Here is a 13132-nt window from a genome sequence, read left to right on the forward strand (position 1 = left end):
GCAATTCGGAGCAGCGCATGGCCTCGCGAAAACATATCGCCCGCGACATCTCTTACGCCCATTCCGCCTCGACCAGGGGCGGGCGGGTCGTGATCCGCCTGATGGAGAACTCGACCGGGCGGCTGCGCCTGATCAAGCGCGCAGAAGGTTACGAGAAAGAGGTGGCGAACGGCCGTGACTTCTGGTCGGTGATGGTCGAACGTTACGGGCTCACGTTGAGCGTCACAGGCGGGGCCTTGTCGAACATTCCCAAGGACGGCCCGCTGATCCTGATCGCCAACCATCCCTATGGCATTCTGGATGGGTTGATGATGGGGCACATCCTGTCGGAAACCAGGGGCGATTTTCGCATCCTCGCGAACCGCGTATTCCGCAAGGCCGAGGATCTGAACCAGACCATCCTGCCGATCGCATTCGATGAAACGAAGGAGGCGACGAGGCTGAACCTCGAGACGCGCAAGGCCGCATTGAGCTATCTTTCAGAGGGGGGAGCGATCGGGGTTTTCCCCGGCGGCACAGTCAGCACGGCGGTCCGGCCGTTCTCGCATCCGATGGACCCGGGCTGGCGCGGATTTACCGCGCGGATGGTGTCGAAGTCGAACGCCGTTGTGGTGCCGGTTTTCTTCGATGGGCATACTTCGCGTCTGTTCCAGATCGCAAGCCATCTGCACAGCACGCTGCGCATGGGGCTTTTGATCAAGGAGTTCAAGAAGCGCGTCGATACCCCGGTGGACGTGGTCATCGGCAAACCCATCGGGCGCGACATTCTCGACCCCTTGGCAGGTGACATGCGCAAGATGATGGATTTTCTGCGCAAAGCCACGTATGAGCTTTCCCCGACGCCGCTGAAGTCTTACGACTACGGCTATGAATTCGAGGAACGGCATCGCGCCTGAAGGGGCAAATGGCAGTAGGCATCTTTGATTCCGGGTTGGGCGGGCTGACCGTCCTGAATGCCGCGCAGAAACGTCTGCCGGAGGTGGATTTCCTGTATTTCGCCGACAGCGCCCACGCGCCCTATGGCGTGCGGGATTCGGAGGATATCTATCAACTCACCCGCAAGGCCGTGCATGACCTGTGGGACCGGGGTTGCAACCTTGTGATTCTGGCCTGCAACACCGCCAGCGCTGCGGCGCTGCGCCGGATGCAGGAGGAAGGCGTGCCCCCCGGCAAGCGTGTTCTGGGCGTCTTCGTGCCGCTGATCGAGGCCCTGACCGAGCGGCACTGGGGTGACAATTCGCCTCCGCGTGAGGTTGAGGTCAAACATGTGGCGCTCTTCGCGACCCCGGCGACCGTGGCCAGCCGGGCGTTCCAGCGCGAATTGGCCTTCCGGGCCATCGGCGTCGATGTCGAGGCGCAGAGCTGCGGCGGTGTGGTCGATGCGATCGAGGAGGGCGACCTGATCCTGGCCGAGGCGTTGGTGCGGTCCCATGTGGACGCGTTGAAACGCAAGATGCCCCATCCGCAGGCGGCCGTTCTGGGCTGCACCCATTACCCTCTGATGGAGACGACTTTCCAGGAGGCGCTGGGGCCCGAGGTCAAGGTTTTCAGCCAGGGGGCGCTGGTTGCCGAAAGCCTGGCGGACTATCTGCAACGGCACCCCGATATGTTGGGCACGGGAGAAGGTGGATTCCTGACCACCGGTCGTCCGGATTTCGTCAGCGACCGCGCGACGCAGTTTCTCCGACGACCGATCACCTTTCAGGCTGCCTGACTTCGGTCAAGGACGGCCCCGTTCCCTTTTCCTATTTCCGGGACCGTCGCATCGACGGTCGTGACATGTGACATCGAAGACGAGAGGTCTGCCATGACCCACAAAATCGCAATCCTTGGCGCCAGCGGCTATACCGGTGCAGAGCTTGTTCGGCTGATCTCCGAGCATCCGAACATGCAGATCACTGCGTTGGCCGCCGAACGCAAGGCCGGGCAGAGCATGGCGCAGGTCTTTCCGCATCTGCGGCACCTCGACCTGCCGGTGCTGTGCAAGATTTCCGAAATCGACTTCGGCCAGATCGACCTGTGCTTTTGCGCACTGCCGCACAAGACGTCGCAAGAGGTTATTCGCGAGCTTCCCAAGACCCTTAAGATTGTTGATCTGTCAGCGGATTTCCGGCTGCGCGATCCTGCGGAATACGAAAAGTGGTATGGCAATCCGCATGTGGCGCTGGAACAGCAGGCCGAGGCTGTCTATGGCCTGACCGAGTTCTACCGTGAGGAAATCCGCACTGCGCGGCTGGTGGCCGGCACCGGCTGCAATGCAGCAACCGGGCAATATGTGCTGCGGCCGCTGATCGCGGCCGGGGTGATTGATCTGGATGACATCATTCTTGACCTCAAATGCGCGGTGTCCGGGGCGGGGCGGTCGCTCAAGGAAAACCTGCTGCATGCCGAGTTGAGCGAAGGCTACAACGCCTATGCCATCGGTGGCACTCACCGGCATCTGGGCGAGTTCGATCAGGAGTTTTCGAAGATCGCCGGTCGTCCCGTGCAGGTTCAGTTCACCCCGCACTTGATTCCGGCGAACAGGGGCATTCTGGCTACGACCTATGTGCATGGCGATCCGCAGAGCGTCTACGAGACGTTGTGCCGTGCCTACGAGAACGAACCGTTCATCAAGATGCTGCCCTTTGGAGAAGCTCCTTCCACCCACCATGTGCGGGGTTCGAACTTCTGCCATATCGGCGTCACCGCCGACCGGATCGAGCGGCGCGCCATCGTCATCGGCGCGCTGGACAACCTGACGAAAGGTAGCAGTGGGCAGGCCTTGCAGAACGCCAACCTGATGCTAGGTGAGAATGAGACCACGGGCCTGATGATGGCCCCGCTTTTCCCGTGAGGACGAGATGAAATCGCTGAAGAAACAACGCCGTATTCAAGTCATCCTCTTGGCTGTCGTGGCCTTGGTGCTGGCCACGGGGCTGATCGGCTATGCAATGCGGGACGGCATCAATTTTTTCCGCGCGCCCAGCCAGGTCATCGCAGAACCGCCTGAACCGACGGAGGTTTTCCGTATGGGCGGCTTGGTCGAGGAAGGAACCCTGGTGCGTGACCAGGGCGAGACGGTGCGGTTCTCGGTCACTGATGGTGGTGCGAGCGTTCCGGTGGTCTACACCGGCGTTCTGCCCGATCTCTTTGCCGAAAACCAGGGGATGATCGGCACCGGGCGTTACGTTGACGGTGTCTTTGAAGCCACTGAAATTCTTGCGAAACACGACGAAACCTACATGCCTAAAGAGGTGATGGACGCGCTCAAGGAGCAAGGAGTCTATCAGGAGCCCGGCGAAAGCTGAACGCGGCTGCGCCGCGTGCCTCCGGCGGGAGTATTTTGGAATAGATGAAGGATGGGCGTTGCGCGGTCTGACCGGGTAGCGCCCTTTTCGGTTTTTGGGCGTTAAGTTTTCTGCCTGAGGCTTCCGGCAAAGGCGTGGAGGTTCGGAAGATGCTGACTGCTAGGCAGATTGCGGAAGAGATCGTCAGTCGGGAGGGTGGTTTCGTGAATGACCCGGACGATCCCGGCGGGGCGACCAAACATGGCGTGACACTTGGGACGCTGCGCCGGTTGGGGCTGGACCTGACAGAGGACGGAGAAATTGGACTGGAGGACGTCCACGCGGTGACCTGTGCACAGGCGGTGGAAATCTTTCTGACCCATTATTACCGGAGGCCACGAATTCACGAAGTTCGAGAGGAATTGAGGGCGTCCTTGTTCGACATGTACGTGAATGCCGGCTCTCACGCGGTTCGCATCCTGCAGCGGTTGCTTCGCGAGATGGGCCAATCGGTTGCGGTTGATGGAGTGATCGGGCCCAGGACTTTGCGCGCGGTAAATGAGGTTGCAGAGCCGGACCCCGTCCTGTTGCGCGATGCTTATGGGGTGGCGCGAAGAAACTATTATTTTCGGCTTGCGGACACGCGGCCTGGCTTGCGGAAATTTGTCCGCAGTCGAAGGGGGGGGAAGGGGGGGTGGATCAGGCGTGCCGAAGAATTCATGTCGCCGCGCTATCGTTTGAGCGAAACCGAGTTTCAGAAAAGGATTGCGGGATGGGGCTGATTTCCACTGTTCTGACGCTTTTGTTTGGCGGCGAGCGCAATGTGCTGCGCGAAACGGCCGAGGTATTCCGGGAGAATGCAGAGTCGGGGGCGGATCGGGCTGCGGTGGTGAAGGGGCAGGCGATGGCGCAATTCGCCGCCGAATTCGCGACGCCAGAAAAGGGCCGTTTTGACCGCTTCATGGACGGGGTGAACAGGTTGCCACGTCCCGCCCTGGCCCTGGGAACTTTAGGACTGTTCGTTGCGGCCATGGTGAATCCACTTTGGTTCGCAGAGCATATGCAGGGGCTGGCGCTGGTTCCTGAACCGTTGTGGTGGCTGTTGGGGGTGGTCGTGTCCTTTTACTTTGGCGCGCGCCATCAGGCCAAGGCGCAGGAGCTGCAGCGCGAGGTCGCGGGGGCCATGTTCAAAGCTCCGCAGGTGGTGGCAAACATCGCAGCGTTGCGGGCCATGCGGGCAGGCGATGTCGGCGCAGCCAACCCGGGGACGGACTCGGTGGTCGCTCAGTCATCGGTTGAACCCGATGCGAATCCGGCGCTCGACGACTGGCGCAGGCTTCGGCAGATATGAAGCGCGACACTATGTGCGCTGTCGGGGGGCTAAAGTGATTGGCACTCGTCGGAGCGAGAGACTATATGTCGGCCCATGATTACCGAACTTGGTCACTTCGCCCTCATCCTCGCCTTCCTCGTCGCGATCGTTCAAACCGTCGTGCCATTGGTGGGTGCCCAGAAACGCTGGTCCGGCTGGATGGCCATGGCCGAGCCCGCAGCCACCGCGCAGTTCCTGCTGACGGCCTTTGCATTCGGAGCATTGGTCTGGGCCTTCGTCGTTTCGGACTTTTCGTTGCGCGTGGTCGTATCTAACAGTCATTCGGCCAAGCCGATGCTCTACAAGATCAGCGGAACCTGGGGGAACCACGAAGGCTCGATGCTGCTGTGGGTGCTGATCGTGACCTTGTTTGGCGCCATGGCCGCCTGGTTCGGTGGGGGGCTGCCGCCGACGCTCAAGGCGCGGGTCCTGTCGGTGCAGGCGGCGATCGCTGTCGCCTTCTTTGCCTTCATTCTGTTCACCTCCAACCCGTTCGAGCGACTTGCGGTGCCGCCATTCGATGGTCGGGACCTGAACCCGCTGCTGCAGGATCCGGGCCTCGCCTTCCACCCGCCGTTTCTGTATCTCGGCTATGTGGGCCTGAGCATGGCGTTCAGCTTCGCCGTCGCGGCGCTGATCGAGGGGCGTGTGGACGCTGCCTGGGCGCGTTGGGTGCGGCCGTGGACGTTGGCGGCCTGGGTGTTCCTGACCATCGGGATCGCGTTGGGATCATGGTGGGCGTATTACGAGCTTGGCTGGGGCGGTTTCTGGTTCTGGGATCCGGTCGAGAATGCCTCGTTCATGCCCTGGCTGCTGGCGGCGGCGCTGCTGCATTCGGCCATCGTGGTGGAAAAGCGCGAGGCGCTGAAAAGCTGGACCATCCTGCTGGCGATCATTGCCTTCGGCTTCTCGCTGATTGGCACCTTCATCGTGCGCTCGGGCATCTTGACCTCGGTACATGCCTTCGCCAACGACCCGGAACGCGGCGTGTTCATCCTGGCGATTCTCGCGTTCTTCATCGGGGGCGCGCTGACCCTTTTTGCCGCGCGGGCGCAGGCGATGGAGGCCAAGGGCGTCTTTGGCATGGTCAGCCGGGAAAGCGCGCTGGTGGTGAACAACATACTTCTGGCCGTGAGCTGCTTCGTCGTGTTCTTCGGCACGCTGTGGCCGATCGTGGCCGAGATGGGGTTTGGCCGGAAGCTGTCGGTCGGCGCGCCGTTTTTCAACGCGGCCTTCACGCCCTTCATGGTGGCCTTGGGCCTGATCCTGCCGCTGGGGTCGATGTTGCCCTGGAAACGCGGCAAGCTGGGTAAGGTCGCGTGGTCGCTGCGCTATGCTTTCGGGCTGGCCTTGGCGCTGGCCATCATCGTCTGGGTCATGCAGACCGGACGCAGCGCGTTGGCACCTGTGGGCCTGTTCCTGGGGGCCTGGATCACTTTCGGTGCGGCGGTCGACCTGTGGAGTCGAACCGGGCGAAAGGGAAGCCTGTCACGATTGATGCGGCTGCCTCGCGCCGACTGGGGCAAGGCGGTGGCACATTCCGGTCTGGGGATCACCATGTTCGCCATTGCCGGGCTGATGGCTTGGGAGGTCGAGGACATCCGCGTGGCGCGAATCGGCGAGCCCTTTGAGGTCGGCGGGTTTACCCTGACGCTCGAGGACGTGCGGCGCGTAGAGGGCCCGAACTACCTTTCGACGATGGGTACGGTGACGCTGGAGCGGAACGGCCGTTTCATCACGACGCTGCACCCCGAAAAGAGGGATTACCCAGTGGCGCGGATGCCAACGACAGAGGCGGCGATCGACTATCGCTTTACCCGTGACGTCTATGTTGTGATCGGGGACCAGCAGGCCGACGGCAACTGGACCATGCGGACCTACATCAAGCCCTTTGCAAACTGGATCTGGGGTGGATCCATTTTGATGGCGCTTGGCGGTGTGCTGAGCCTGTCCGACCGCCGCTTCCGCGTTGCGGCCGGCGCCCGCAAGACCCCCAGCACAGGAGTGCCGGCGGAATGAAACGCCTTGTTTTGATCTTCATGTTGATGGCCGGGCCGCTGTTCGCGGTTCAGCCTGACGAGGTTCTGGACGATCCGGTTCTGGAGGAGCGCGCGCGGGAGCTCAGCAAGGGGTTGCGCTGTCTGGTGTGCCGGAATGAAAGCATCGACGACAGCAACGCCGAACTGGCCCGCGACCTGCGGTTGCTGGTGCGCGAACGGCTGGTGGCAGGAGACAGCGACGAAGAGGCGATTGCCTATATCGTTGACCGCTATGGCGAATATGTCCTGCTGAAGCCGACGACCTCGGGCGCCAATTGGGTGCTCTGGCTGGCCGGGCCGGCGATGATGCTGGTGGCTGCGTTCATGGGGTGGAGATTCGTGCGCAACCGTTCCACGGCCCGAGCAGCCCCGGTCGAGGCCAAGCTCACGGAAAGCGAAAAGGAACGCCTGCGCCAGATTCTCGAAGAGTGACGCGCGGTTTTGCTTTTCCCCAAGGGGCGCTTGCGTCAGTTTGCTGACAAACGGAACGCAGGCGAGGACCCCCGATGCAATATGAAACCATCACGTTCGAAATCAGTGACGATCTGGCCGTTCTGACGTTGAACCGGCCGGACAAGATGAATGCGCTGACCACACGGATGCGGGCGGAAATCACGCATGCGATGAAAGAGGGGGCAAAAAACGCGCGCGCCATCGTTCTGACCGGAGCGGGGGGTGCTTTCTGCACCGGGCAGGACCTGGGCGACGCCTCCAGCGCGGGAGAGATCGACCTCGAACGGTCTCTGCGGGACGAATATGAGCCGATGCTCGAAGCGGTCTATGACTGCCCGGTTCCGACGATCGCCGCAGTAAACGGCCCGGCGGCCGGGGCCGGCGCAAACCTGGCGCTTTGCGCGGACGTGGTGATTGCCACCGAAAGCGCCTATTTCCTGCAGGCCTTTGCGCGGATCGGTCTGATGCCGGACGCCGGCGGCACATGGTTCATGCCCCGGCAGATGGGGCTGGCCAAGGCGATGGGCGCGGCACTTTTCGCCGACAAGATCAGCGCACGACAGGCCGATGATTGGGGCCTGATCTGGGAGGCCGTGGCCGACGACGAGTTCGAGGCCCACTGGCGCAAGCGCGCGATGTATCTTGCCAAAGGCCCGACGGCGGGCTTCGCCGCGATCAAGAAGGCAATCCGGGGGTCCTTCGACCGGACCCTGCCCGAGCAGTTGGAGACCGAAGCGCATTTGCAGGGCGAATGCGGTCGGACGCGTGACTTCACCGAGGGCGTGGTTGCGTTCCTCGAAAAACGCCCGGCGAAGTTCGAAGGGCGCTAAAGCATTGACAAATTGGGGTGAAGGCGCGTCATGTAAAGGACATGACCGCTCCGACACCCAGCCCCTGCGCTGCGGTTCTTGAGCATCTGACGGGTCGGAACCGCGGCCACTATTCCTGGATAACAGCCGATGCCATGGACATCTGGCTGGACGGCAGGGGCAGCCTGCGCGTCGTTGTGCCGGGCGCCCAATTGCTGGAAGGCCAGCATGTGGCGCGCGTACTGCGGGACGGAACGGAGTTTTCTGTCCTGGCCGCCGAGGGCGCAGACATCTGGGTCAACCGGAAGAAGGTGGAACAGGCCCGCCTGTCACAAGGGGACATGATCGAATTCGGCGAGATCGGCCCACTGTCGCGGTTCCGCGTCTATGACGAAGAGCACAGGCCAGAACCCACTCTGCCCGAAATCCTGAGCGACGCATGGTCCTACATGCGCACCAGTCGAAGGCCGTTCCTGCAAAGGCTGGGGCGGGCCATGTGGGGCGTTTGCGGTCGGGTCTGCACCGATGCGACCCTTGTGTTTCGCGTCAGTGTTCTGGTGGCGCTGGTTGCCCTGAGCATCGCCGTCATCCTGCAATTCAGAGAAGACCGCAGCCTCCGCGCCCAGATCGAGAGCGGGCGGTTCCAAGTCGAGGCGGTCGCGGCGGCGCTGTCCGAGGCGCAGCGCGAGGCCATTCGGCCCGGTGACTTGGCTGCGCTCGAAGAAGAGCTGAGCGCGCGGGTGTCCGTGCAGGCCGAGCGGCTGAAGACGCTCGAGGCGCGCTCGGGGGCGGCCATGCGTGTCGTCGGTCAGGCGGCGGGCTCGGTCGCTTTCATCCAGGGAGGGTATGGGCTGCGGCACCGCGAGACCGGTCAGATGCTGCGGCATGTCATGGGGCCGGGCGGCATGCCTCTGCGGCTGCCGAACGGGCAGCCGATGCTGTCGTTGCAGGGTGACGGGCCGGTCGCCGAGGTGCAGTTCAACGGCACGGGCTTCGTTTTGCGGGACACCGGCCTGATCGTGACAAACAGGCATGTGGCCGTGCCGTGGGCGAACAAGCCGGGTGTGCAAATGGGCGGAGAGGCGATGGAGCCGGTGATGACCCGCTTCGTGGCCTACTTTCCGGGCGGTATCGGGCCTTTGGACCTGTCCCTGGTCGCAGCCAGCGATACCGCCGATCTCGCCCTGCTGATCCCAGGCGAAGGGGTGGAGTTGCCACCCGGCCTGCCATTGGCGGAACAGGCACCTGTTCCCGGGCAGGAGATTCTGGTGATGGGCTTCCCGACCGGGCTCATGTCACTGCTGGCGCAGTCCGGCGAGGAATTCGTCAAGGAACTGCGTGAACGCGGCGAGACCGGTTTCTGGCAGGTGGCCGAGAGGTTGTCCGAGGCAGGTCTGATGTCACCGCTGTCGAGCCGGGGAATCGTCGGGCAGGTGACAGGTGCCGCAGTGGTCTATGACGCTGAAACCACCCATGGTGGCAGCGGTGGCCCGGTTCTGAACCTGAAAGGCGAGGTCGTGGCGGTGAACGCGGCGATCATACCGGAATTCGGCGGGTCGAATTTTGGCGTTCCGGTAGAGCAGGTGCGCCGCTTGCTGGAAACCATTTCCGCAAGCCAGTAGGCGCAGGGGCCGGTCAAAACCAAGCCGCCCGCAGGCGGCTCGGTGCCCGGATCAATGGTCTGTTGCGCGGCCCGAAAGGGTCAGGCGCGGCGGCGGCCCCGGCGGCCCCGACGCTCTTCGCCGGACGTGTTTTCGCCGGTTCCGTCAGAGGCCGAGGTGAACGGGCCCAGGGCGGCCGTGATCTGATCCAACGTCGGTCGGTCGCCGCGCGGGATGCTGTCCAACGCCTCGCGCATCTTGCGCAGGTGGTCGGGCATCGTTCCGCAGCAGCCACCGATGATCTTTGCGCCCGCATCCCGTGCCATGGCGGCATACTGGCCCATCAGTTCCGGCGTGCCGTCATAGTGGATGTGGCCGTCCACGTATTTCGGAATTCCGGCATTGCCCTTGGAAATGATCGGGCGTTCGGTGCCCTGGGCCATGAACCCGAGAACGGTGCGCAGGATGTCCGACGCGCCGGTGCCGCAATTGGCGCCGAAAGCCAGCGGCGGATTCGGGAAGGTTTCCACCATCTGAGCGAGATCCGCCGAGGTCACGCCCATCATGGTCCGGCCCGCGGTGTCAAAGCTCATCGTTCCGCACCAGGGCATGTCGGCCAGCGCAAAGGCCTCGGCCGCGGCGCGGAACTCTTCCGGTGCGCTGATGGTTTCCAGCCACAGGACATCGACGCCGCCTTCCTTCAAGGCTTCGGCCTGTTCATGGAACATCTCGACCGCGATTGCATGGGACAGGGTGCCGACGGGCTCCATGATTTCGCCGGTCGGGCCGACCGATCCGCCAACGATCACCGGGCGTCCTGCCTTGTCTGCCACTTCGCGCCCCAGTTCGGCGCCGACCCGGTTCAACTCGCGCACGCGGTTCTGCGCGTCGTGCAGTTTCAGGCGGGCGGCGGTGCCGCCGAAGGTGTTGGTCAGAAACAGGTCGCTGCCGGCATCGACCGAGCCTTGATATAGCGCCGTGATCTTGTCCGGCGCGTCGGTGTTCCACAGCTCGGGCGCGTCGCCCGATTGCAGGCCCATGTTGAACAGGTTGGTGCCGGTGGCGCCATCGGCGAGGATGACGTCAAAATCGGCGAGCATGTCGGCAAATGCATTGGTCATGTTCGTGGATCCGTTGTCGTGGCATCGCGCGGATGCCTGAAATCGAGACGCCCCGTGTCTCATGAACGGGGCGTCAAATCAAACTCATAAAACTCATGAAGATCATGAGTCCCGCGTCGGGAGACCGCCGGCGGCCGCGACGTCTGCCTTACCGGTTGGATTCGGTCAGAAGCTGTTCCTTGGCTTCAGCCAGAAGTTCCGCCATTTTTCCTCGGATCGTCTGTTCGTCGGCGAGATCGCCCAGATAGGATTTGACGGCATTGACGACGTCGTCCTCGCTGACGTTCTGAATGTCCGTGTGAATCAGCTCATTGCCATATTTGCGGGCCTGTTCGACGGTCTCGCCCTTGAGAGCCGAGGCCCAGACGGCCATGAACCGGTTGCGGCGCATCCGGGCAAGGAACTGCATCTGTTCGTCATGGGCAAATTTGGCTTCAAACGCGGCTTCGCGATCGTCGAAAGTCGTCATGGGTGCGTTCCCCTGGATAATTTTTCTTCGATTCAGGTATGACGCCGCTATGCCGCATCTGCAAGAGGGCGCGGCCAGCTTGCGACACAACGGCGCTTGCCTTATGAGGGCGCCAACGCGAAGGGACTCATTCCCTCGCCCCAGACTGGAAAGGTCGCTCATGGCGCGTCGCAAGAAGATTTACGAAGGCAAGGCCAAGATCCTGTATGAAGGCCCCGAGCCGGGAACCATCGTTCAGTATTTCAAGGATGATGCCACCGCCTTCAACGCTGAAAAGAAGGACGTGATCGAAGGGAAGGGCGTGCTGAACAACCGCCTGAGCGAGTTCTTCATGAGCGGGCTGAACCAGATCGGAGTTCCGACCCACTTCATCCGACGCCTGAACATGCGCGAACAGCTGGTGCGCAGCTGCGAGATCATCCCGCTCGAGGTGATCGTGCGCAACTATGCGGCCGGTTCCATCAGCAAGCGCCTCGGGATCGCCGAGGGCACGCAGCTGCCGCGCCCGATCGTCGAATACTGCTACAAGGATGACTCGCTGGGTGATCCGCTGGTGACCGAAGAGCACATTGCCGCCTTTGGTTGGGCCAGCCAGCAGGACATGGACGACATCCTCAGCCTGGCGCTGCGGGTGAACGACTTTCTCAGCGGTGTGATGCTGGCCGTTGGCATCCGCCTGATCGATTTCAAGATCGAGATCGGCCGGGTGTACGAAGGTGACTACCAGCGCCTGATCGTGGCCGACGAGATCAGCCCCGACAGCTGCCGCCTGTGGGACATCGAAACCGGGCAGAAGCTGGACAAGGATGTGTTCCGCCGCGATCTGGGGAACTTGGCCGATGCGTATTCCGAAGTGGCGCGCCGCCTTGGCGTAATGCCCAAGAGCGCGGTGTCGAAGCCCACTCTGATCAACTGACGGCACCGCCCGGTTGGTCGGGCGGTGCAATTGAGTATTTGGAAAAAGGTGAAGCCCGCGGGTTTCGCAAGCGAACCAGAGGACGACGTGAGATGAAGGCACGTGTGCATGTGATGCTGAAAAACGGGGTTCTGGACCCGCAGGGCGAGGCGGTTCGCCATGCACTGGGCGCGATGGGTTTCGACAAGGTCGAAGGCGTGCGGCAGGGCAAGGTGATCGACCTCGAACTGGCAGAGGGCGCGACCGAGTCGGATGTGGCCGAGATGTGCGAAAAGCTGTTGGCCAACACCGTGATCGAACGCTACGAAATCGAGATGCTCTGATCCTGTCGGCCGCTCGGCCGCCGTTCCCCTACCGATACCGAGACCCAGGAGGTTCTGCCATGCGTGCAGCCGTTGTCGTTTTCCCCGGATCGAACTGCGACCGTGATCTGGCTGTCGCGTTCGAACAGGCCGGCTTCCAGGTGGAGATGGTCTGGCACAAGGATGCCGCCCTGCCGAAGGGCGTGGACATCGTTGGTGTGCCGGGAGGTTTCTCTTATGGCGACTATCTGCGCTGCGGCGCAATCGCGGCTCAGTCGCCGATCTGCAAGGCCGTGGTGGAGCATACCGAAAAAGGTGGTTACGCCATCGGGATCTGCAACGGTTTCCAGATCCTGACCGAGACCGGTATCCTGCCGGGCGCGTTGCTGCGCAATGCGAACCTCAAATATATTTGCCGCACCGTCGGACTGAAGGTGGAAACCGCCGACAGCGCGTTCACCGAGGGCTATGAAGCCGGTAGCGTGATCCAGATTCCGATCGCGCATCACGACGGGAACTATTTCGCAGATGATGAAACCCTGGCGGCGCTGCGCGATCAGGACCGTATCGCTTTCACCTATACCGAGAATCCTAACGGATCGCGTGGCGATATCGCCGGTATCCTGTCGGCGAACCGGCGGGTTTTGGGGATGATGCCGCACCCCGAACGGGCTGCCGATGCTGGGCATGGTGGCACGGATGGGGCGGCGCTCTTCCGCGCATTGGCGGGTGTATTGACGCCGGCGTGACTTGAGCACATGGCCCGGGAGGACTAGCTTCG

General features: G+C 62.5%; 15 protein-coding genes. 13 read left to right on the plus strand and 2 right to left on the minus strand.

The genetic code is table 11. The features are described 5' to 3' along the window. The first annotated feature begins 17 nt into the window (after positions 1–17). The 10 genes from AVO45_RS02355 to AVO45_RS02400 all read left to right on the plus strand — a co-directional run bounded on the left by AVO45_RS02355 (position 18) and on the right by AVO45_RS02400 (position 9564). Complete coding sequence (locus tag AVO45_RS02355; protein WP_068344688.1) at positions 18–896, plus strand: lysophospholipid acyltransferase family protein; 879 nt, start codon at positions 18–20, stop codon at positions 894–896. 8 nt (positions 897–904) lie between these two features. Further along, positions 905–1714, plus strand: a complete 810-nt coding sequence (locus AVO45_RS02360; RefSeq protein ID WP_068344102.1) for a glutamate racemase — start codon at positions 905–907, stop codon at positions 1712–1714. Positions 1715–1807: 93 nt separating this feature from the next. Further along, positions 1808–2836, plus strand: a complete 1029-nt coding sequence (gene argC / locus AVO45_RS02365) for an N-acetyl-gamma-glutamyl-phosphate reductase (RefSeq protein ID WP_068344103.1) — start codon at positions 1808–1810, stop codon at positions 2834–2836. 7 nt (positions 2837–2843) lie between these two features. Next, complete coding sequence (ccmE, locus tag AVO45_RS02370; protein WP_068344105.1) at positions 2844–3290, plus strand: cytochrome c maturation protein CcmE; 447 nt, start codon at positions 2844–2846, stop codon at positions 3288–3290. Between the two features lie 149 nt (positions 3291–3439). Continuing rightward, complete coding sequence (locus tag AVO45_RS02375; RefSeq protein ID WP_068344108.1) at positions 3440–4051, plus strand: holin-associated N-acetylmuramidase; 612 nt, start codon at positions 3440–3442, stop codon at positions 4049–4051. Continuing rightward, complete coding sequence (locus AVO45_RS02380) at positions 4042–4620, plus strand: holin family protein (protein WP_068344110.1); 579 nt, start codon at positions 4042–4044, stop codon at positions 4618–4620. Before AVO45_RS02375 ends, AVO45_RS02380 begins: the two co-directional genes overlap by 10 nt. A 75-nt stretch (positions 4621–4695) precedes the next feature. Continuing rightward, positions 4696–6660, plus strand: a complete 1965-nt coding sequence (locus AVO45_RS02385; protein WP_068344112.1) for a heme lyase CcmF/NrfE family subunit — start codon at positions 4696–4698, stop codon at positions 6658–6660. Then, complete coding sequence (locus AVO45_RS02390) at positions 6657–7112, plus strand: cytochrome c-type biogenesis protein (RefSeq protein WP_068344114.1); 456 nt, start codon at positions 6657–6659, stop codon at positions 7110–7112. The genes AVO45_RS02385 and AVO45_RS02390 overlap by 4 nt, the downstream gene beginning before the upstream one ends. A 74-nt stretch (positions 7113–7186) precedes the next feature. Next, on the plus strand, positions 7187–7963 hold the full coding sequence (locus AVO45_RS02395) for an enoyl-CoA hydratase-related protein (RefSeq protein ID WP_068344116.1): 777 nt from the start codon (positions 7187–7189) through the stop codon (positions 7961–7963). A 41-nt stretch (positions 7964–8004) separates the two neighbouring features. Beyond that, on the plus strand, positions 8005–9564 hold the full coding sequence (locus AVO45_RS02400; protein WP_082688630.1) for a S1 family peptidase: 1560 nt from the start codon (positions 8005–8007) through the stop codon (positions 9562–9564). An 80-nt stretch (positions 9565–9644) separates the two neighbouring features. Here AVO45_RS02400 and bmt read toward each other — a convergent pair whose 3' ends face one another. Both bmt and AVO45_RS02410 read right to left on the minus strand, forming a co-directional pair. Beyond that, a complete protein-coding gene (gene bmt, locus AVO45_RS02405; protein ID WP_068344120.1) occupies positions 9645–10664 on the minus strand; it encodes a betaine--homocysteine S-methyltransferase in 1020 nt (339 codons plus the stop codon). Positions 10665–10812: 148 nt separating this feature from the next. Beyond that, positions 10813–11133, minus strand: a complete 321-nt coding sequence (locus tag AVO45_RS02410; RefSeq protein ID WP_068344126.1) for a DUF1476 domain-containing protein — start codon at positions 11131–11133, stop codon at positions 10813–10815. A 160-nt stretch (positions 11134–11293) separates the two neighbouring features. Here AVO45_RS02410 and purC point away from each other — a divergent pair, with 160 nt between their 5' ends. The 3 genes from purC to purQ all read left to right on the plus strand — a co-directional run bounded on the left by purC (position 11294) and on the right by purQ (position 13100). Then, positions 11294–12049, plus strand: coding sequence for a phosphoribosylaminoimidazolesuccinocarboxamide synthase (gene purC / locus AVO45_RS02415; RefSeq protein ID WP_068344127.1), 756 nt, complete (start codon positions 11294–11296; stop codon positions 12047–12049). 92 nt (positions 12050–12141) lie between these two features. Beyond that, positions 12142–12372: a phosphoribosylformylglycinamidine synthase subunit PurS gene (purS, locus tag AVO45_RS02420; RefSeq protein ID WP_068344128.1), complete on the plus strand. Its 231-nt coding sequence runs from the start codon at positions 12142–12144 to the stop codon at positions 12370–12372. 59 nt (positions 12373–12431) lie between these two features. Then, positions 12432–13100 (plus strand): phosphoribosylformylglycinamidine synthase subunit PurQ, encoded by a 669-nt coding sequence (purQ, locus tag AVO45_RS02425; RefSeq protein ID WP_068344129.1) that lies wholly within the window; start codon positions 12432–12434, stop codon positions 13098–13100. Positions 13101–13132: the final 32 nt, after the last annotated feature.

Source organism: Ruegeria marisrubri (assembly GCF_001507595.1).
Taxonomy (GTDB): Bacteria; Pseudomonadota; Alphaproteobacteria; order Rhodobacterales; family Rhodobacteraceae; genus Ruegeria; species Ruegeria marisrubri.